Below are 21,806 nucleotides of genomic sequence, written 5' to 3'. Positions count from 1 at the left end.
GTTTGGCTTAATTAACTTAATACCTTAATGGTAAAAACATTTAACTGACAAAAGATGTCATCAGAAAAAATAATACAGCACAGCGAAGCCGCAGCAAAGTTCAACAAAGATGTAGAACGTGTCAATTGGCATGATGAAACACTTTGGTTTGTTCGTGCAAAGCGTGATAAATCGGCACATCAAATTAAGGATTGGGAATTATTACGTGAAACGGCATCCCAAATAAAAGCCAATGTACTTTCTAATATTCATGATTATTTAGTTGAATTTGAAGCCAATGCACAAAGAAACGGAATCATTGTACACTGGGCAGCCGATGCAAAAGAACACAATGAAATCGTGCATTCAATCATGGCAAAACATGACGTAAAGCAAATGGTGAAATCAAAATCAATGCTTACAGAAGAATGTCATTTAAATGATTATTTAGCCGAAAAAGGAATAGAAGTTATCGATTCAGATTTAGGAGAATATATTGTACAACTTCGTAAAGAACCGCCAAGTCATATTGTTTTACCAGCCATTCATCTTAAAAAAGAAGATGTAAGTGAAACTTTCCACGAACATCTTGGAACAGAAAAAGGAAATTTTGATCCGCAATATTTAACCGAATCGGCACGTCATAGTTTACGAAATACATTCTTAACCAGAAAAGTAGCTTTAACCGGAGTTAATTTTGCCATTGCAGAAACCGGAGAATTTGTAGTTTGCACCAACGAAGGAAATGCCGATATGGGCGCGCATTTAGCTGATGTTCATATTGCCTGTATGGGATTTGAAAAACTGATCCCACAGCGCAAACATTTAGGTGTTTTCCTGAGATTATTAGCAAGAAGCGCAACAGGACAACCGATAACTACTTTTTCAAGTCATTTCAAGAAACCAAGAGACGGAAAAGAACTTCATATCGTAATTGTCGACAACGGAAGAAGCAAACAATTAGGAAGAGAAGATTTTAGAAATTCCCTAAAATGTATTCGCTGTGGTGCGTGTATGAATACTTGTCCCGTTTACAGACGAAGCGGTGGACACAGTTACCACAATGCAGTTGCCGGACCAATTGGTTCTATTTTAGCCCCCAATTTAGATATGAGCAAAAATGCCGACCTGCCTTTTGCAAGTACACTTTGTGGTTCCTGTACCAACGTTTGCCCTGTAAAAATTGATATTCACGATCAATTGTACAAATGGCGTCAGGTTTTGGTAAAAGACGGTTATACGCCAAAAGCAAAAACCATCGCCATGAAAACGATGGCAACGGTTTTAGCCAATCCAACGATTTTTAATATTGCAGGAAAATCAGGAAGATTTATAATGAAAAATGTTCCTGGAATGGTCAATAATAAAATGAATAAATGGTATGACCAGCGCGAAATGCCAGACGTTCCTGAGGAATCTTTTAGAGAATGGTACAAGAAAAATTCGAGAGAATCTAAAGCAAAAGACAATGAGCAGTAAAGCCGAAATTTTAAATAGAATAAAACTAATCCAACCCGATGTAGTGACAGATCTGCCGGATTTAAGTGTTTTAGGTTCAGAAGATTTTGATAACCTTGAAACCTATAAAACAGTTTTAAAAGGTATTGGCGGAGATCCTATTGAGGTTTCTAATTATAGTGAAATTATCAATTATATAAAATCACATTATAATCTTCAAAAGAGATTAATTACAACACTTCCAGAGCTTTCGGAAATCGCTTCATTAGACTGGAATAATGTTGATCCGCATTCGCTTCAGGATGTTGAATTAACGGTTGTAAAAGCTCATTTTGGAGTTGCAGAAAACAGTGCACTTTGGGTAACCGATGATATTTTAGGACAGCGAATTGCTCCTTTTATTGCACAATATTTAGCAATAATTGTTCATAAAAATGATATTGTCCGCACGATGCAGCAAGCCTATGAAAGAATAGGGAATCAGGAATATGGTTTCGGAACTTTTATTGCCGGACCTTCAAAAACTGCTGATATTGAGCAGTCGTTGGTTTTGGGTGCGCATGGTGCGCGTGGATTGATTGTTTTTTTATTGGATTAATATTTACAGTTTCATCATAAAATAAACTGTGTAAGTGTCTTTTGACTTTGCACAGTTTTTTTATTTAATAGATTTAAAATTTTTATAAAAGCGTGGTAGAGTTTTACGTTATATTTGTTTAGTATCGTATTAGGTAAAAAGAATAATTATGAAGGCAATAGGACTTAAAATAATTGGTATAATTTCAGCAGTTTTTATCATCTTAGGCTTTTTATTTTTTTTATTTCTACTTTTTGAAGGATATCTTATAAGAAAAGATATTAAGTTAAATGGAAAAGTCACAGTTGGAAAATGTATTTCACACCGCAAATATAAAGGAGCTAAAATTGATTATTTGATTTACAATGTTGACGGAATACGATATAAAGGTGAAGGCGGTTCTTCAATAGGTTCTTCTGAGAGTGTTGGCAGATTCTATAAGATTCGTTATTCTAAAAAATATAAAGGATCTATAGAAGCTGATTTTGATCAGGAAGTAACAGATACTACAGAAATCTTTAAAGCCGGCTTTACCAAAAGTGATATGTATGCTTTCGGTAATGATTCCATAGATGCTTGCGAAGCGTCACTTAAACAAGAAATTTTTGCAATACTCAATATCAAAGAATAAGTATGTTTTTATTGTATTGAATGTTTAGTCCCTACGGGACAAATTTTGAAGGCGTTATCGTGGAATGCTACCGATATTTAATCTCTCCGAGATATTTTATTGAAATAAATAACGTTACAGATTAACTCTGTTAGGAGTTTTATATGGGTAGAAAAAATAATAACATTACCCGTTAAGCATACCCCGTTAGGGGTTTCATATCGGTAGAAAACAATAGCATTACGAGTTAAGCATACCCCGTTAGGGGTTCAATATCGGTAAAAATAAAACGACAGTAGAAATACTCCGCTAGGAGTATATGGTCGGTAGAAAAAATAAAATTTAGCACATACCGCATACTCCGTTAGGAGTATTTGATTCATTACAAAAAAATAATAATTATATAAAAAGAGGATTTTTAAATCCTCTTTTTTTTAATAGTAGATTTGCTAAAATAAAGTTTTAACCTAGAAAAAATCTTAATTAGTAATTTATAAATATGAAGAAAATTTTATTGATCGTTTTAATTGTTTCCTCTTTCATTAGCTGTAAAAACAACGATGCTGAAAAGATAGTTGAGAAAAAAACTACGATCATTTCAAATAAACCTCAAGAAAATATTCAAGATGATAAAAACAATTACAAGGAAAATAATGAAGATAAACTTCTGGATTCTATAAAGACAAAATTTTCAAAAGTTTACGAGTTTAAGGAATTAAATGATGATGAAATAACAACTCAATGGCTAGGAATTACATATTTAGAAAATAATTGTATTGATTTTTATCTTTATAGCGATACTTCTCCTTGTACAACAGAATATTATGGGAAAGCTTGTGCCATTAAAAATGATACAATAAATACTGTAGAGAAAAACAATGTTGATAAACTCATATTTATTAAGGAAGAAAAAGAACATAAGCTTTCAATAATTTTGGACAACAAAAAGAATCAGGCAATAATAGATTATATACGAAAAGATTCCCTTGAAACAGATTGTCTTCCAGTTGATGATACCGTTATGAAATTAATGAAGTAATAAAAAAGAGGATTTTTAAATCCTCTTTTTTATTATACAATAACTAATTCCTAGGTCAGTTTTAATTAAAAGTATAACTTTATATTTCAGGATTAACAAAAACAAATTAGGAATGAGTAACGAAAAAAAGCTTAAAGCGATTGCGTACGGAGAAGTGCTGTGGGATGTTTTTACCAACGAAAAAAAGATAGGCGGCGCACCGTTGAATGTAGCTTTGAGAATGAAATCATTAGGCTGTGATGTTGCCATGATTAGCTGTGTAGGAAATGACGAAGACGGAAAAGCCATCATAGAAACCGTAAAAGATTTAGGACTCGAAACCGCTTCCATAATTACCTCAAAAGATTTCCCAACAGGATTGGTAAACGTAACTTTAGATCAAACAGGATCTGCAACTTATGAAATAAAATATCCATCGGCTTGGGATAAAATTATATTAAATAACGAAGCAAGAAAACTTACTAATGATGCTGATGTTTTAATTTACGGAAGTTTGGTCTGCAGAGATGAGGTTTCCAGAAAATCATTAGAAGAACTTTTACAAACAAATACTTATAAAGTTTTCGATGTCAATTTAAGAAAGCCACATTATACGTATGAGATTCTTGAAAAATTAATGAAATCCGCCAATTTCGTAAAGTTTAATGATGAAGAAATTTTAGAAATATCCTCAGCTTTAAATTTCCCACATACCGATTTAAAAGAGAATATGAATTTTATTTCTTCTTTGGCAGACGTAAAAGGAATATGTGTTACAAGAGGTAAAGATGGCGCTTTACTATTATGGGAAGGCACTTTTTATGAAAATAATGGTTATCCAATTGTGGTTGCTGATACTGTTGGTGCTGGAGATTCTTTCTTAGCCACTTTAGTAACCTCTTTACTTACGGATAAAAAACCGCAGGAAGCTTTAGATTTGGCTTGCGCAATGGGCGCTTTGGTTGCTGGTTCGCCGGGTGCAAATCCGAAAATTTCTTTGTCTCAGATTGAAGATTTAATGAGAGGAAAAGGAAACTAATCTTCATTTACTCGTAAAGTTTGTCATTTCGAGGAACGAGAAATCGCACTAGTATTTCCTCAAAGTGAATCGCCAATCTTTGTAGAGTTTCTAGTGCGATTTCTCCTTTCGTCGAAATGACAAAAAATGAGGAAAAGCTATAGCCGCACCAAGAAAAACATAGGTATAACTTTATTAAAAACAATCAACCGCTATAAAAATCCTATAAACAAAGGGCAAAATATAATTTTTATATTGTAATTTTTGTAAAATACTGTCAAATTAGCTTATAATTGTACTTTTTACAAGTATTTTAAAAATTACACTTTGAAGCATTTTGTTCTATATCTTCTGCTAATAAGCTTTTCATTTTCAGGATATTCGCAAGATTATCCCGTTAAGTTTTTGGATATATCTGACGGATTATCAAATAATTCCGTAACTACGATATTTCAGGACAGCGAAGGTTTTATGTGGTTTGGAACTTACGATGGCTTAAACCGATACGACGGCTACAATTTCAAAGTTTTCAGAAACCGAATCAACGATCCAAAATCATTATTATTTAATGCGATTTACAATATCGAAGGCGATTCTAAAAACAATATTTGGGTAGGAGGAAACAACGGAGTCTGTATTTACAACAAAACCTCGGCTACATTTCATTCTGTCGAATATACTTCTTCAAACAAAAAGAAAAAATCTTTAAAAGATATTGTACATCAGATGCGTTCCGTTTCTGATAAACTTTTTTTAATTGCTTCTCAAAATTTAGGATTAGTTGCTTTTGAAAATGGTTCGTTTATGGGAAAACCAATTCCGCTTACTGTTTTAGGAAACCAAATCAATGTCAATAATTACGACGCCATAGCTATTCAGGAAAATAAAAATAAATCGGGAAGCTGGGTTTATATTCGAAATGTTGGACTTTGCAATTACACTTATAATTTAAAGAAATTACAAGTCGTTTTTCCACTTTCAATTGGCGTAAAAGCAATGAAACTCTCTTTAGATGGAAATCTTTGGTTCGGAACAGACGAAGGGCTTTTTCTTTTTAATACCAAAAGTGGAGCACTTTCAGATAATTATTTTTCAGGCAAATGCAGTGTAACCGATATTCTTTCAGATAAAAAAGGAGAAATCTGGGTTACAACAGACGGCTGCGGAATTTTTCAGGTTATTGGAAGCAATAAAAAAGCCGTCCCTTATAATTCGGTTAAAAACAATCAATTAGCAAAAAGTAATTCGGTTTGGAGTTTATACGAAGATAAATCCGGTAACAAATGGTTTGGTTCCCTTCGAGGCGGAATCAGTATGCTGAGCGACACGCCAAAATATTTTAAAAGCATTAGATACAATGGAAAAGACCCCGCCGAAAACTTTATTCTGTCTTTTTGTGAAGATGAAAAAAAGAATTTATGGGTTGGGACAGACGGCGCAGGTTTAAAATATTGGGACCGAAAAAATAATACTTACATCAATTACAGCAATGCGCTTTCAAGCAGTTTTATTACCGGAATAGTCCGCGATAACAATAATGATATCTGGCTTTCTACCTGGGCTGGCGGCGTAAACCGAATCAATAAGCAAAACAATACCGTAACAAAATTTTCTTGTTACAATCCGTACACCAAACAAGTGGAGAAAAACATTTGGTTTGTCTACAAAGATTCAAAAGCAAATATTTGGGCAAGCGCCACTAATGAAGGTGCTTTGTACCTTTTTGACCGAGCCCAAAACAATTTTGTTCTTTTTGATAAAAATGTGACCAACCTGCAGTCTATTATAGAAACAAGCGACGGAAAGCTTTGGGGAGGAAATTATACGTCTTTATTTTCCATAGAAAAAAACACCAAAAAGATTACCAAAACCACAATAGGAAATCCTGTTCGATGCATTCATGAAGATAAAGACAAAAATCTTTGGTTAGGAACGCAGGAAGGCGGTTTGCTTTTGTTTGATAGAAAAACAAATAAATTTAAAAGATTTACATCTGATGACGGGCTTCCATCCAACACCATTTTAAGGTTATTTGAAGATAAAGAAGGAAATCTTTGGATGAGTACGTATAATGGTATTTGCCGATTTGATAAAAAGAGAAAAACCTTCCGTAATTTCTCTGTAAACGACGGACTTCAAAGCAATCAGTTTAGTTTTAATGCCGGTCTTCAGTTATCGACAGGAGAATTTCTTTTTGGCGGTATAAACGGTTTTAATATCTTTTTTCCCGAAGCAATAAAAGGATTCAATCAAAAAAACAATGTTTTGCTGACTGATTTTTATGTAAACAATCAGCCAATTGAAGAGAGCAAAGCAGAAATCACAACCGATTCTGAAAAAATAAAAGAAGTCGAACTGGCTTACGATCAAACTACATTGTCATTAGAATTTGTTGCCTTGGATTATAATAATGCCGACAAAATAAATTATGCTTATTTTTTAGAAAACTGGGATGAACAATGGAATTATGTGGGTCAGGCCCGAAAAGCAAATTACTCCAGACTTCCCGAAGGAAAATATACTTTTAAAGTAAAAACAACCAATTTTAAAGGAGGCTGGAACAAAGAAGTCAGCCTTGTTTCGATACAAGTTCTGCCGCCTTGGTACAGAACCTGGTGGGCTTATTTATTGTATATTTTGAGTATTGCCGGACTTCTTTTTGTTTATCTGGATTATCATAAAAACAAAGAAAAACTAAAATATAAAGTCAAAATTGCCGAACTGGAAAGCAAGAAAGAAAAGGAAATTGCCGAAAAGCAATCTTCGATGTTTACTTATATTTCGCATGAATTTAGAACGCCGCTTTCGCTGATTATAAATCCGTTGAAAAAAGCAGTTCAGAAAGAAGATGTTCAAAATGGTTCTTCAGGAAGTGATTTGGCAATTGCACACCGAAATGCCAGAAGACTTTTAAGTTTGGTAGATCAGCTTTTACTTTTTAGAAAAGCAGAAAATGATGCCGATTCATTACGTTTATCTCCAATAAATGTGAATAACCTTTGTAATGAAGTGTATCAATGTTTTGTAAATCAGGCAAAAGATAAAAATATCAATTATAATTTTACGATTCCAGATCATGAAATTGTGATTATTGGCGATTATGAAAAAATTGAGATTTCGTTATTCAACTTAATGTCAAATGCTTTTAAGTACACTCCAATTGGCGGTGAAATCAATCTTATAGTAACAGAAAGTGATGAGGAAGTTTTTCTTGAAATCTCGGATAACGGCGACGGAATCGAGAAAAAAGATATCGAGGTAATTTTCGAAAAATTCAAACAAATCAATTCAAAAGTTTCAATAGGAACCGGTTTCGGAATCGGGCTTTTTATTGTCAAATACTTTGTAGACAAACACAAAGGCAAAGTAAGCTGCGAAAGTGAAATTGGGAAAGGAAGCACATTTAAACTAACTTTTCTGAAAGGAAACAGTCATTTTGAAAATGTCGAAATTACAAATGAAGCTCCGCAAAGAAGCCAATTGTTTGATGAATTAATAATTGACGATGCAGAAGAAAACAATGCAGCTTCAAATACTATAGTTTCAGAAAGTGATTTCCAAAAAATCATGCTTACTGAAAAACGCACCGTTTTAATTATTGATGATAATGCCGAAATCAGAGCTTATCTGATAAAATTATTCTCGGAAAATTATGTTGTTTACAGTGCCGAAAATGGAGAAGAAGGTTTAAAACTGACCAAAAAACACATGCCGGATCTTGTAATCAGTGATATTACAATGGAAGAAATGGATGGTTTAGAATTATGCCGAAAAATAAAAGAAAGCAACGATTTGTCGCATATTCCGGTAATTCTGCTTACGGCATCAAAAAATCCTGAAACTCATTTGCAGGGAATAAATGATGGTGCCGATGATTATATCACAAAACCATTTGATGATGATATCCTAAAAGCACGTGTAGAATCTTTACTGCGAAATAGAAGCAACCTGCGAACTTATTTCTTAGATAGCATTACACTTAAGGAAAATACCCAAAAAGTTCCGGTAGAATATCAGGAAATGCTAAAAAAATGTATTGACATTGTAGAAGCTAATATTCATAAAAGAGATTTTACCATCAAAAACTTTGCGCTCGAAATGGGAATGAGCCACAGGACGCTTTATACCAAAATCAAAATCATTTCAGGACAGACTTTAAATGCTTTTATACGTTCAGTTCGTATTCGAAGAGCTGCGATGTTAATGCTGACTGAAGATATGAACATCACTCAGGCAAGTGCCGAAGTTGGCTTTGAAGATCCAAAATATTTCAGACAGCAGTTTGTAAAGCTCTTTGGAATGACTCCATCAGAATACATTAAAAAATACAAGAGTTCTTTCAACTCAGATCTCAATATTATCAAATAATAAGGTTTTTTGTCATTTCGACCGAAGGGAGAAATCGCACTCGTAACTCGACAAAGCATCTCTCCAATCTTTGTCGACAACCTTGTGCGATTTCTCCCTTCGGTCGAAATGACAAACGGAATTCTTTAAAAAAAAACATGAAATTTAATAATTACGTATTATGTAAAAATATGCTGGTATTTTTTCGTAGTCCTTAAAATTTAACTCAAAATAATGGTTAATTGCAAATTTGACCTCCTTTTTTTTCCATTTTACCCCTGCTGGAAAGTTTGAATTAAACATTTCTTTGCAGTAATAGTAATGAAGTTAGTCACATTACTATGTTATAATCATAAGTGTTTGTTTCGATAAGTTTTTTAGTAGTTTAAAGAATTGAGCCTTTTTTAAACATTAAGTAAGAGTTGGTTTTACAGTATAACTTATCATACCCGCAGCTCTTAAAAACTGCGGGTAAAATAACAAACAGCAAGACTTAAAAGATGAAAGAGTAAAGAAGAACGAAAAAAAGGAAAAAGATATACTAACAATTAACCAAACTCACCAATATGAAAATAACCAGATAACCAATTGCAGTCTGTTTAGCCTCAGGAACAGATAAGACCAAACTTAAAAAATGACCTACAAGTTTAAACCAACTTACGTTTTTTGAAAACGACAAACTAACTAAACCTAACTTTAAAAATTAAGAAATGAAAAAAAATGTATTTTTATTTTTTCTTACCCTTTTTGCCATCTTTTTTACCGGATGTCAAAATAACGAATCAGGATTTCCAAGTTCTGATAATCCTACGGTAGTGGTATCAACAAAAGAAATTTATGGTGCACCAAGCAGAAAATTTGAAATCAAAGCCGCTCTGGCTGACGATTTAGGATTAAAAAGCGTAGAGATTCAAATTCCGGAATTATCGCTTGATAAAGTAATCTCATTTGCCACAGATCCTCTTTTAAAATCATACGATTTGAGTTACTTTTTTGAAGTTCCGGCAAACAGAGGAACTTCTGAGGCATTCAAAATAAAATTAATTATTACAGACGTTTCGGGAAATGTTGTAAATGAAGAAGCAAACCTGCGTTTAGACGGAGAATTTGCAGCTCCGTCCATAACAATGGTTACGCCAAAAGAAGGTGCCGTTATCTTGTTATCGACAAGTAACCAAATGCCGGTAAATTTTGTAGTAAACGACGATTCTGGAATTGATTATGTTCAGGTAAAATGTGAAGCGCTTGGTATTGACGAAACGGTTACGTTAACAGGTTCGCCTCAATCATACACTTTTAATAAAACCTATACACTGCCTGTAACGGCTGCAGATTATGTATTGACTATTACTGCAAAAGACAAATTTGCGATTCCGAATACAGGAACTTTAAGCGTAAATATTGTAGCAACAAACGAATATCCAGCTCTTTATTTATGTGATCAGCCAAAAGGTACAAACCTTACGACAGATGCAGTTGGAGTTCCGATGTACTTCCACGAAAAAAGCGGACAGGATTTCGAATTCAAATACTACGCAGATAAAGACAATAAAGAAATTTATTTCTTAGGTCAGGAATCCGATTTTGCACCACATTGTTTTGGATTGAATACTTCTGGAGAATTAGTAGACGATGTTGCTTCAACGGCAATTATTCTTCCAACAAAAGGATATTATAGTATCAAAGTAAATCCAAATACTTTAAAATATACAGCCACAAAATATACACCTTCAAGCAAAGTCTGGGCAGATATCGCGAACGGATTATGGCATGATGATGAAGCTTTAAGAAGACCATTCGTGAGTGTTTGCGGCGGCGGAATTCAGGGTGCAGATTGGGATACATGGACAGCCTGGGTTCAAACAGGACTGCATTTAGCAAATAATCCAAACAACCCTTATCAATTAGTAGGAGAATATACTTTGACAGGACAAATGGAAGCAACTTTTACAGGTCAATGGTGGAGCCCATCATGGAGATTAATTAAAAATGGTATTTGTACCATGTCACCGGGCGAAAACGGAAATGCGAAATACCCAGCAGTGGCCGGAGTTTACAAAGTAGTTCTTGATACAGAGTTAGAGAGAGTTTTTATAACAAAGAAATAATTTGTTATCAGGCTTTTATAACATTAATAAATAAAACATCTAAATATGAAATTTAAATATATATGGTTTTTTATTGCCCTTTTGTGTACTGCTGTATCATTTGGACAAATAAAAATAAAAGGAACCGTTAAGGATAAAGCAAATGTACCAATTCCGGGAGTAAACGTAATTGTAAAAGGAACTTCAACATCTGCAGCGACTGATTTCGACGGAAATTATACAATCAATATTCCAAACAAAAATGCACAAATCGAGTTTTCATTTGTGGGTTTTACAACTCAATTAATAGCTGTTGGCGATAAAACGGAGATCAATATTGTGCTTCAGGAATCAAGCCAGGCCTTAGACGAAATCGTGGTTGTAGGTTATGCCGCTGTAAAAAAGAGCGATGTAACGAGTTCAATTTCTTCTATAAAAGGAAAAGAATTACAAACCATGACAGTAGGTAACGTAACGGAATCATTACAGGGAAAAGTTTCCGGAGTTCAGGTTACAGGACAAGGCGGACCCGGCGCACAGCCAAGAGTCCTGATTCGTGGAATTTCTACCGTAAACTTAAGTACAGATCCGCTTTATGTGGTGGACGGAATCCCAATGGGAACCAGCATCAATTTCCTAAGCAATAACGAAATTGAATCTATGGAAGTTTTAAAAGATGCTTCGGCAAGTGCTATTTACGGTTCTCGTGCATCAAACGGAGTTATCCTGATTACAACCAAAAAAGGAAAAGTTGGAAAAACAAGATTCAATTTTGATTTGAGTTCAGGTATGCAGATCATGAATAATCCCTATAATATGGCTGACGCCGAAGGTTATGCAACTATCATGAATACGGCTTACAACAATTCAGGTTATTCAGATTATCTGCCAAATCCTTCTCAATACAAAGGAAAAACAACAGACTGGTGGAGAGCTGGAATTAAAACCGGAACTCCTGTAACGAATGCTTCTTTTGGAGTAAGCGGCGGTTCAGACAAACATACTTATGCTATAAGTTTGAATTACTATAACTCAGAGTCTATGTACGGAATAGGCGGATGGGAAAGAGTGACCATGAGAATTGCAAATGATTTTAAATTCTCTGATAAATTCTCAGCCGGAATTACTTTAAACCCACGTTACGAAACTTGGGGCGCTCCGGGCAACTGGGCAGATTTTGATAAAATTGACCCAATTACGCCAATTTACAAACCTGCAGATCAGTTAACAGGATTAGAAAATGAATACAGTATTTATGCACGTTCTCCATCGTATGTATGGAATCCCGTTGCAGCTGTAAACCGTTACGATGATTATACAGATCAGTACAATTTAAATACAAACGGATACTTACAATACGAACCTATAAAAGGTTTAGTAATTCGTACACAGGCTTCTGTTGAGGTTGGAGATAAAATTTGGAGCAAATTTACTCCGGATTTCGTAATCGATGCCGCACACGAAAAAGCAGAAATCAACACTATCGAAAGAAGAGCAACAAACAACGTAGACTGGACATGGCAGAATACGGTAACCTATAACAAAACATTTGGAGGAAAACACAACGCTTCTTTAATGATTGGTAACACAATGGAAGAATACAACGGAAACGATGTTTGGGGTTACGGAGAAGGCGTGCCAAATAACTCAGATTCTATGAGAGAGTTAAATGCCGCAACAAAAAACCGTAACAGCGGCGGAAACAGCTGGTCAAGTTCTATAATGTCTTATCTCTCTCGTTTTTCTTATAACTACGATGGTAAATATTATTTCACAGGAACTTTTAGACGAGATGGTTCTTCAAAATTCATGGCCAATAACAAATGGGCAAATTTCCCTTCAGCTTCAGTTTCATGGAGAATTTTAAACGAAGGATTTATGGAGCCTACAAAAGATGTTTTAAGCGATTTAAGATTTAGAGCTGGATGGGGTAAAGTAGGAAATCAAAATTTACCAAGTGCTGTTTATCAGTCAAATATTGGTCAGGGATTTTATATAATTGACGGGCAGGTTGTCGATACTTCTTTCCCTTCATCAATGGCAAATAAAGATATTAAATGGGAAACGGTAGAAGATGTGAGTTTTGGAATTGATTTCGGATTGTGGAAAAACAAACTTTCAGGATCATTAGAATATTATCAAAAGAAAACACACGATATGTTATTCCTGAAACAGTTTCCAACCTACAGCGGATTCCCTGGATTTTCTACCATGTGGACAAACGTAGGTTCAATGCAGTCAAGCGGTATCGATTTATTAATTTCTTATAAAGATAAAAAAGGCGATTTCTCTTATGGCGTAGACTTAACTTTTACAACTGTAAATGTCGAAATGCTTTCTCTGTCATCTGAAGGAGAAAAATTATACGGCGCAAGCAACAGAACCTTAACTGTAAAAGGTGAAGAACCTGGATATTTTTACGGATATGTTGCAGATGGTTTATTCCAAAATCAAACCGAATTAAATTCTCATACAGACGAACACGGAACAAAATTACAGCCGTATGCACAATTAGGAGATATTCGTTTTAAAGATGTAAACGGCGACGGAAAACTGGACGATAAAGACAGAACTAAAATTGGTTCTCCTTGGGCAGATTACAATGTAGGTTTGAATTTAAATTTTGGATACAAAAACTTCGATTTAGTAGCTAACTTTTATTCAAGTATTGGAAATGATATCGTAAACCAAAATATTTCAGATTTATACAACGGAGCAAGTTTAACAAACAAAGTAAACGGATTAGATCAAATGGCTTGGCACGGTGAAGGAACTTCAAACTACATTCCGCGTTTATCAAAAGACGACAATAATGAGAACTATACAAAATTCTCCTCTCTGTATGTTGAAGATGGTTCTTTTGTACGTATGAAAAACCTTCAGTTAGGGTATTCATTCTACAACAAATTTGGTTTAGATAAATTGAGAATTTCGTTATCTGGACAAAATTTATGGACATGGACAAACTACTCTGGAGTTGATCCTGAAGTAGCCGGCGGAGATCCTAATACAGGAGACAGAGTAAAAGGATCAGGTTTTGGCGGATGGAATTATCCTGTACAACCAACAATCCTGATGGGTCTTAATGTTGCATTTTAATAAAAAACGATCATGAAAAAAATACTAGTATCCATAATAGCTTTAGCTGCATTTACAGTTTCTTGTGACGATTTTATCGAAAAAGAAGAAAGAGGAACGCAGACTTTAGAAAACTATTTTCAAACTGCGCAGGAATGCGAAAACTATGCTAATGAATTAACACAGCGTTTATTATTAGCAAAAGACTGGTGGACATTAACTGCACCAAGAGTTACCAATGAAATGTCTACAGATGATGCCTGGATGGGTAACACAGGACAGGACAGCGGCGCGCATAGACCTTGTTCGCAATACCTGATTACGCCCGATAATATGGGAGATATGAACAGTATTTATACCGCTCATTTTTACACCATTCAGTCAGCAAATATTGGTTTGGAGAAAATGGCAAACTCGCCAATTTCTGATGCACAGAGAAATCAATATATGGGAGAATCATTATTCGTTCGTGCTTATTGTTACTACGAATTGGTAAACCTTTTTGGCGGAGTTCCGTTATACACAAAATCTTTAGGAACGGGAGATTTAAATTTACAGCGCAGTTCTGCAGCAGATGTTTACGCTCAAATTGAAGCCGATCTTAAAGAAGCAGCATCAAGATTAGAAAGTGCTCCCGTAAAAAGAGACGGAAGAATAAACAAATGGGCAGCATATGCATTATTAGCGCGTGTAACTTTATTTGAAGAAAAATGGGCTGATGCCAAATTATATTCCAACAAAGTAATTACAGAAGGACCTTTTCAATTAGAAGCTGATTTCTTAAATATCTGGAATGTAAACAATCATAACGGAGTAGAATCAATTTTGGAAGCACAGTCATCATCTGTACAAGATAAAAGTTTAGGAGCCGCTTTACCTACATTAGCCGGAGCAAGAGGCGAAGACAAGAAAAATTTCCCAAGCAATGATGCTCAGGATGTTTTGGATGGCTGGGGATGGTGTATGCCAACCAGCGATTTAGAAAACGCTTATTTATCTGAAAATGATGAAATCCGTCGCAAAAGCACCATTACAAAATGGGGAGAACCTGCTTATGGAGATGAGACTTTAAACCCGACCCATAAATTCAGTTTAAACGATAATAAATCAGGACGTATCTGCCGTAAATATTATATTCCAATAGCGACACGTCGTGCATTAGATAAAAAAGACGGACACTTACCATTAAACATTCCGTTGATTCGTCTGGCAGAAATGTATTTGACAAGAGCAGAAGCAAATTACCATACAGGCGGCGATGCATTGGCAGATATTAATATCATCAGAGCGCGTGTTCAGTTAACACCAAAAACAGGAATTTCCGGTCCAACGCTTTTAAGACAAATCTACAAAGAGCGTCGTTTAGAATTAGCTTTTGAAGGATTACGTTTATTTGATATTCGTCGTGAAAAAGACCCAACAACAGGAAAACCGGTAATCGAATCTCTAATGGGACCAAACGGAACTTTTGTTCAGTACAACCTGAATTCTACAGATCCGTATGAAACTACAAACACCAGAGAATCACAAGACAAAGGAATCAATTTTAATCCGGCTAAAAACTTATTGTGGCCAATACCACAGTTAGAAATTGACTTAAGCGGCGGATTAATCACTCAAAATCCAGGGTATTAAGATGAAGTTTTTAAATAACAATAAAGTAAGTCTGCTGTGTGCAGGCTTGCTTTTCGCCAGCACTTTATTAGTAAGCTGCGATTCTGAAAATAATGGAGATTCAAATTCAGAATCAGGCACAACAGAATTAAAGGTAAATCTGGATATGCCTTTGCAGACAATGGAAAGCTTTGGAGCTTCTGATGCGTGGCAGTGTAATTTTATCGGGAAAAACTGGCCTTCAGATAAAAGAAACAAAATTGCCGATTTATTGTTCAGCAAAGATTTTGATGCTGATGGAAACCCAAAAGGAATTGGATTATCATTATGGCGCTTCAATCTTGGAGCAGGAAGTTCAGAACAAGGCGATGCCAGCGATATTAATGATGAATGGAGACGCACAGAATGTTTTACAACAGATGGCGTAAGTTATAACATGAACAAACAAGCCGGACAGGTTTGGTTTATGAAAGCGGCCAGAGAACGTGGTGTCGAAAAATTACTGGCTTTCGCCAATAGTGCTCCGGTGTACTTAACCCAAAACGGAAAAGCACACGCCACCATCAAAGAATTTTACAATTTAAAAGATGGAAAAATGCCAGATTTGGCTGATTTCTGGGCAAACGCTTTAGATAAATTAAAAACAGAACAAGGTTTAACAATCGATTATGTAAGTCCGTTTAACGAACCGCAATACGAGTGGGACGGAACAAATCAGGAAGGATCTCCGGCTACAAACGCTAACATTTACAACTTCGTAAACGTTTTATCTCCAAAATTACAGTCAAAAGGAGTTGAAGCACAAATCGTAGTTGGCGAAGCAGGAGCTTATGAATCTTTGTATAAAACAGTTTCGGGCAAAGAAAGCAGATCGAATCAAGTTGATTATTTCTTTGGAGCCAATTCAGCTAAAAAAATCAGCGGATTAAGCAACGTAAAGAAAACCATTTCTGCACACAGTTACTGGCAGGCATGGCCTTTAAACGAAATGGTTTCCTCCAGACAATTAGCAGCTTCCAGAATTCAGGGAGCAGGAAACATTAGCCTTTGGTCATCTGAATACTGCGTTCTGGAAAGTCCGGGAACTTCAGAATTACCGGGCGGAGCAGGAGCAGGAAGAGATTTAGGAATGTCTTTAGCACTTTGGACAGCGCGTATCATCAATACAGATATTGCAGTTGGAGGAGTTACGTCATGGCAATGGTGGACAGCGATTAGCCGCGGCGATTACAAAGACGGTTTAATTCACGTAGACGATGGCGCAAGCAACGGAGCCGGAAACTCAGATTATTGCAAAAACGATGGTTATATCAGAGATTCAAAAACACTTTGGGCGCTAGGAAACTTTTCATTCTTCGTAAAACCGGGAATGGTAAGAGTTCAAATTCCAAGTGTAGATAATGCCACTTCCGTGAATGATGTAATGGTAACCGCATATAAAGACGCAGCAAATAAAAAGCTCGTTGTTGTTGCCGTTAACATCAGCAAATCGGCGAAAGCCTATAAATTAAATCTTGCCGGAGGAGCTTTAACAGATAATAAATTAACGCCTTATACAACTTCTGAAACTTTGAGTTTGAAGAAAGGAACTGCTGTTGATGCTGCGGGATTTGAGATTCCGGCTAGGGCAGTAGTGACTTATGTTGGAACGTATAAGTAAGATATTTACGCATTACTGTTATTCGCAATTTTTGTCATTTCGACGTAAGGAGAAATCGCACTAGAGAATCTACAAAGATTGGCTATCACTGTGTGGTTACGCGTGCGATTCCTCGTTCCTCGGAATGACAAACGGAGCGGTAAAAATGCGATAATAAAAAACAAAAAAATAAATGAGAAAAATATATATCTCGCTTTTATTGATAACAAGTTCGCTGTCATTTGCACAGCGAACTGCTATCATCAGCACAGATAATGTTGTACAAACCATGGACGGTTTTGGAGGTTCTGATGCCTGGAGAACTCAGTTTGTGGGGAAAAATTGGCCGGAACAGAAAAAGAATGCCATTGCCGATTTACTTTTCAGCAAAGAAATTGATGCAGACGGAAACCCAAAAGGAATAGGACTTTCAATCTGGAGATTTAACCTTGGTGCCGGAAGTACAGAACAAGGAGAAAACAGCAAAGTTTCTGACGAATGGAGAAGAAGTGAATGTTTCCTAAACGCTGACGGAACTTACGATTTTTCGAAACAAGAAGGGCAGAGATGGTTTCTGCAGGCAGCCAAAAAACGAGGTGTCGATAAATTCCTGATTTTTACAAATAGTCCACCAGTTTCGATGACAAACAACGGACTATCTTTTGCATCCCAAAAAAATAAACTGAATCTAAAAGATGGTGCAATTCCAAAATTTGCCGATTTCTTAGTTCAAAGTATTCAGGGATTAGAGAAAAAAGAAGGAATCAAATTCGATTACATAAGCCCAATCAACGAACCGCAATGGGAATGGATGCCAAATAACGGAGACAAAAACAGTCAGGAAGGAACTCCGGCAACAAACGACGAAATTTATGCTTTGACCAAATCACTTTCTGAAAAACTCAAAGCCAATAAAATGAGTACAGAAATTGTAATTGCCGAAGCCGCCCAAATCAACTATTTGTATGAAAATGTAAATGCCGAAAACAGAGACAATCAAATTGATTATTTCTTCGGGAAATCAAAAACAAATATTTCCAAACTTTCCAATGTAAAAAATGTCATTTTAGGACACAGCTATTTTACAACATGGCCAGTTGAAAAACAAGTTTTAAGCCGAAAGTTAATCGCTGCCAATATCAAACAAAACCCGGAATTGAAATATTGGCAGTCTGAATATTGCATTTTAGAAAATCCGGGAGAAGCAGAAATTCCCGGAGGTTCAGGTGGAGGCAGAGATTTAGGAATGCAGACCGCTTTATTTGTAGCACGTTTAATTCACAATGATATTGCCGTTGCCAACGCCGCTTCATGGCAATGGTGGACATCAATTACCAGAGTTGATTACAAAGATGGTTTGATATACTTAGACGATGGAAAAAGCAACGGAGGAACCGAACCGAATTATGTTAGAAACGACGGAGAATTTCACGATTCAAAACTGCTTTGGGCTTTAGGAAATTATTCGCTTTTCGTTCGTCCCGGAATGCAGAGAATTGATGTTCCAAACCAAAACGAATTAGATGCAGCAAACGACGTAATGTTAACCGCTTATAAAGACGTTCAAAATAAAAAACTAATTGTAGTAGCAGTCAACTGCGGAAAATCTCCCCAAAAATACAAGTTCAATTTATCAAAAGGAGCCCTAAAAAACAACGAATTAACGCCTTACATAACATCTGAAAATTCAAACCTAAAAAGAACAGCAACTCAGAAAATTAATGATTTAGAAATACCTGCAAGGTCTGTAGTGACATTTGTGGGAGAACTTCAGTATTAGTTTTCAGTATTAGTTTTCAGTCTCAGTTTACGGTCACAGTGAGAAACTGAAAACTGAGACTGCGACTGAAAACTAAAAAAAAACTCAGAACCTTAGCATCTCAGCACCTTAGAACCTTAAAAAAATGTTTAGAAAAAAAATCATACTACCCGTACTTCTCTTCTCATGTATATCAGCATTTAGTCAGATATCATTTGGAGATTCACAAAAAATCAATGACAACTGGAAATTCAATCTTCAGGAAACTCCGGATGCAAAAAATACAACCTTTGACGATAGCAAATGGCAACAAGTAAATGTACCACACGACTGGAGCGTAAAAGGACAATTAAGCCCAACGCTGGCGAGCTGTACAGGATATCTTCCGGGCGGAATTGGCTGGTACAGAAAATCAGTAAATATTCCGCAAAGCAAAAGCGGCGAAAAAGTTTATTTATACTTTGAAGGCGTTTACAACAGAAGCGAAGTTTTCATTAACGGACATTCGTTAGGAAAACGTCCAAACGGCTACATTTCTTTCGCTTATGATGCCACACAATATGTAAAATTTGGAGGAGAAAATACAATCTCCGTTCGAGTTGATCACAGTCAAAGTGCCGATTCAAGATGGTATACCGGTTCAGGAATTTACAGAGATGTTTGGTTGGTGTATGCAAATCCGGTTCATATTGGGCAATGGGGAGTTTATGCTTATCCCGAAGTAAAAAACGGAACAGGAACTTTAAATGTTGAGGTTGATGTAGAAAACGGTTCAGCTTCAAAATCGAGCCTTACCGTTGTAAACGAACTGATTTCAAAAGACGGAAAATCGATTGCAAAATCTTCTTCAAAAGTGGAAGTTGCAGCCAATCAAAACGGAAAAATTTCAACGAAATTAAACGTAAAAAATCCGCAAATATGGGATTTAGAAAACCCGAATTTGTATCAGCTAAAAACAACCGTTTTAAAAGATGGTAAACAAATCGATCAAACCGTAACGAAAACTGGTTTTAGAACTTTTACATTCGATCCAAATAATGGTTTTACCTTAAACGGAAAATGGATGAAAATGAAAGGCGTTTGTCTGCATCACGATGCTGGAGTTTTAGGTTCGGCAGTTCCGCGCGAAGTTTGGGAAACAAGACTAAAAACACTTAAAGAAATTGGTGTAAATGCAATCCGTACAAGTCATAATCCGCAAGCTCCCGTTTTCTACGAACTTTGTGATGAATTAGGGATTTTGGTTTTAAACGAAGCTTATGATGAATGGGAATTTCCAAAACGTAAATGGCTGGAAGGCTGGAATTACGGAACTCCGGGATTTGAAGGTTCGTTTGATATTTTTGCAGAATATGCAGAAAAAGATTTAGAAGACTTTGTTCGTCGCGACAGAAATCATTTATCAGTTTTTGGATGGAGTATTGGTAACGAAGTTGATTATCCAAACGATCCCTATTCACATCCGGTTTTGGATAAAGGAAAAGACGGTTTCGGACAAGCAGCCTACGGCGGTTATAAAAAAGATGCGCCAGATGCTATGCGTCTTGGAGCAATTGCAAAACGTTTAGTTGCAGCCGTAAAAAAATACGATAAATCACGCCCAACAACTGCAGGATTAGCAGGAGTTGCAATGTCAAACGAAACAGAATATCCGGGCGCTTTAGACATTACAGGATACAATTATACAGAAAGCAAATACCAATCAGATCACGAAAAATATCCAAACAGAGTCATTTTCGGAAGTGAAAATGTTCATGATATGGAACCTTGGCTTGCCGTAAAAAACAACAAACATATTTTCGGACAGTTTTTATGGACAGGAATTGATTATTTAGGAGAATCAGGAAGATGGCCTTCAAGAGGATTTTACTCTGGATTAGTTGATTTTGCAGGCGTTATCAAGCCAAGAGGATATTTCCGTCAGTCATTATGGTCAGATAAACCAATGGCGTACATCGGAACTTATCCTTTAAAAAATGAAAAAGATATTTCTAAAGATGCATGGGCAATTTGGAATTACAAAGACGGAGAAAAAATTCGTGTAGTTTGTTATACAAACGCCGTAAAAGCACGTTTGGAATTAAACGGAAAAGTAGTGGGCGAAACCAAACTTTACGACGAAAAAACCGGAATTATCTATTGGGATATTCCTTTTGCTTCAGGAAAATTAGAAGTAATTGGTTTAGATAAAAATGACAAAGAAGTTAGCAGATATGCCATTACAACAACACAGCAGCCAGTTGAATTAACTATTACAGATAAAAATATTATCATTTCTAAAGATAAAGGCGTTGCCAAAATAATGGTTCAGGTAAAAGATCAAAACGGTTTACCTGTAATGCTTTCAGATAACGAAGTAACCTGCACGATAAGCGGCCCGGGAACTTTATTAGGACTTGAAGCAGGAAATAACAGTGACATGACAGATTACACAGATAATGTACAGCGTGTATTCCACGGGCATATTGCGGCTTATATTCAGGCAACAGGAGAAGCACAGCCAATTAAAGTAACTTTTACAAGTCAATGGTTAAAACCAGTTGAGGTTACGATTAATGTAAAATAGTTATTGAAAAAATGTTCCGTAGGAACAATTCATCGGTAGCTTCAAAGAGATTATAG

General features: G+C 35.8%; 12 protein-coding genes. All 12 read left to right on the top strand.

Annotated elements, in window-relative coordinates:
• The first annotated feature begins 54 nt into the window (after window positions 1-54).
• The 12 genes from NLJ00_RS20860 (at window position 55) to NLJ00_RS20805 (ending at window position 21,750) form a co-directional block, all read left to right on the top strand.
• Window positions 55-1,458 carry a lactate utilization protein B gene (locus tag NLJ00_RS20860; protein ID WP_256635267.1) on the top strand — a complete coding sequence of 468 codons (1,404 nt, stop codon included), beginning with the start codon at window positions 55-57 and terminating at the stop codon, window positions 1,456-1,458.
• Complete coding sequence (locus NLJ00_RS20855; protein WP_256635266.1) at window positions 1,448-2,035, top strand: LutC/YkgG family protein; 588 nt, start codon at window positions 1,448-1,450, stop codon at window positions 2,033-2,035. Before NLJ00_RS20860 ends, NLJ00_RS20855 begins: the two co-directional genes overlap by 11 nt.
• A 148-nt stretch (window positions 2,036-2,183) precedes the next feature.
• The gene (locus tag NLJ00_RS20850) at window positions 2,184-2,645 is read left to right on the top strand and encodes a hypothetical protein (RefSeq protein ID WP_256635265.1); all 462 of its coding nucleotides are present in this window, start codon (window positions 2,184-2,186) and stop codon (window positions 2,643-2,645) included.
• Window positions 2,646-3,123: 478 nt separating this feature from the next.
• Window positions 3,124-3,663 (top strand): hypothetical protein, encoded by a 540-nt coding sequence (locus NLJ00_RS20845; RefSeq protein WP_256635264.1) that lies wholly within the window; start codon window positions 3,124-3,126, stop codon window positions 3,661-3,663.
• A 112-nt stretch (window positions 3,664-3,775) separates the two neighbouring features.
• Window positions 3,776-4,681, top strand: coding sequence for a carbohydrate kinase family protein (locus NLJ00_RS20840; RefSeq protein WP_256635263.1), 906 nt, complete (start codon window positions 3,776-3,778; stop codon window positions 4,679-4,681).
• A 306-nt stretch (window positions 4,682-4,987) separates the two neighbouring features.
• Window positions 4,988-9,028: a two-component regulator propeller domain-containing protein gene (locus tag NLJ00_RS20835; protein ID WP_256635262.1), complete on the top strand. Its 4,041-nt coding sequence runs from the start codon at window positions 4,988-4,990 to the stop codon at window positions 9,026-9,028.
• A gap of 689 nt (window positions 9,029-9,717) precedes the next feature.
• Entirely contained in the window at window positions 9,718-11,115 is a 1,398-nt protein-coding gene (locus NLJ00_RS20830) for a hypothetical protein (protein ID WP_256635261.1), read from the top strand.
• A 45-nt stretch (window positions 11,116-11,160) separates the two neighbouring features.
• A complete protein-coding gene (locus NLJ00_RS20825) occupies window positions 11,161-14,193 on the top strand; it encodes a SusC/RagA family TonB-linked outer membrane protein (protein WP_256635260.1) in 3,033 nt (1,010 codons plus the stop codon).
• Window positions 14,194-14,205: 12 nt separating this feature from the next.
• Window positions 14,206-15,807: a RagB/SusD family nutrient uptake outer membrane protein gene (locus NLJ00_RS20820; protein WP_256635259.1), complete on the top strand. Its 1,602-nt coding sequence runs from the start codon at window positions 14,206-14,208 to the stop codon at window positions 15,805-15,807.
• Window position 15,808: 1 nt separating this feature from the next.
• On the top strand, window positions 15,809-17,446 hold the full coding sequence (locus NLJ00_RS20815; RefSeq protein ID WP_256635258.1) for a glycoside hydrolase: 1,638 nt from the start codon (window positions 15,809-15,811) through the stop codon (window positions 17,444-17,446).
• A gap of 172 nt (window positions 17,447-17,618) precedes the next feature.
• Complete coding sequence (locus tag NLJ00_RS20810) at window positions 17,619-19,205, top strand: glycoside hydrolase (protein ID WP_256635257.1); 1,587 nt, start codon at window positions 17,619-17,621, stop codon at window positions 19,203-19,205.
• A 124-nt stretch (window positions 19,206-19,329) separates the two neighbouring features.
• Complete coding sequence (locus tag NLJ00_RS20805) at window positions 19,330-21,750, top strand: sugar-binding domain-containing protein (protein ID WP_256635256.1); 2,421 nt, start codon at window positions 19,330-19,332, stop codon at window positions 21,748-21,750.
• The last annotated feature ends 56 nt before the right edge of the window (window positions 21,751-21,806 follow it).

This window comes from Flavobacterium panici, from assembly GCF_024499525.1.
Classification (GTDB): domain Bacteria; phylum Bacteroidota; class Bacteroidia; order Flavobacteriales; family Flavobacteriaceae; genus Flavobacterium; species Flavobacterium panici.
This window is presented reverse-complemented; position numbering and strand designations above follow the sequence as displayed.

Coding starts and splice junctions, on each gene's coding strand:
- NLJ00_RS20860 (WP_256635267.1), top strand. CDS start 55: ATGTCATCAGAAAAAATAATACAGCACAGCGAAGCCGCAGCAAAGTTC.
- NLJ00_RS20855 (WP_256635266.1), top strand. CDS start 1,448: ATGAGCAGTAAAGCCGAAATTTTAAATAGAATAAAACTAATCCAACCC.
- NLJ00_RS20850 (WP_256635265.1), top strand. CDS start 2,184: ATGAAGGCAATAGGACTTAAAATAATTGGTATAATTTCAGCAGTTTTT.
- NLJ00_RS20845 (WP_256635264.1), top strand. CDS start 3,124: ATGAAGAAAATTTTATTGATCGTTTTAATTGTTTCCTCTTTCATTAGC.
- NLJ00_RS20840 (WP_256635263.1), top strand. CDS start 3,776: ATGAGTAACGAAAAAAAGCTTAAAGCGATTGCGTACGGAGAAGTGCTG.
- NLJ00_RS20830 (WP_256635261.1), top strand. CDS start 9,718: ATGAAAAAAAATGTATTTTTATTTTTTCTTACCCTTTTTGCCATCTTT.
- NLJ00_RS20825 (WP_256635260.1), top strand. CDS start 11,161: ATGAAATTTAAATATATATGGTTTTTTATTGCCCTTTTGTGTACTGCT.
- NLJ00_RS20820 (WP_256635259.1), top strand. CDS start 14,206: ATGAAAAAAATACTAGTATCCATAATAGCTTTAGCTGCATTTACAGTT.
- NLJ00_RS20815 (WP_256635258.1), top strand. CDS start 15,809: ATGAAGTTTTTAAATAACAATAAAGTAAGTCTGCTGTGTGCAGGCTTG.
- NLJ00_RS20810 (WP_256635257.1), top strand. CDS start 17,619: ATGAGAAAAATATATATCTCGCTTTTATTGATAACAAGTTCGCTGTCA.
- NLJ00_RS20805 (WP_256635256.1), top strand. CDS start 19,330: ATGTTTAGAAAAAAAATCATACTACCCGTACTTCTCTTCTCATGTATA.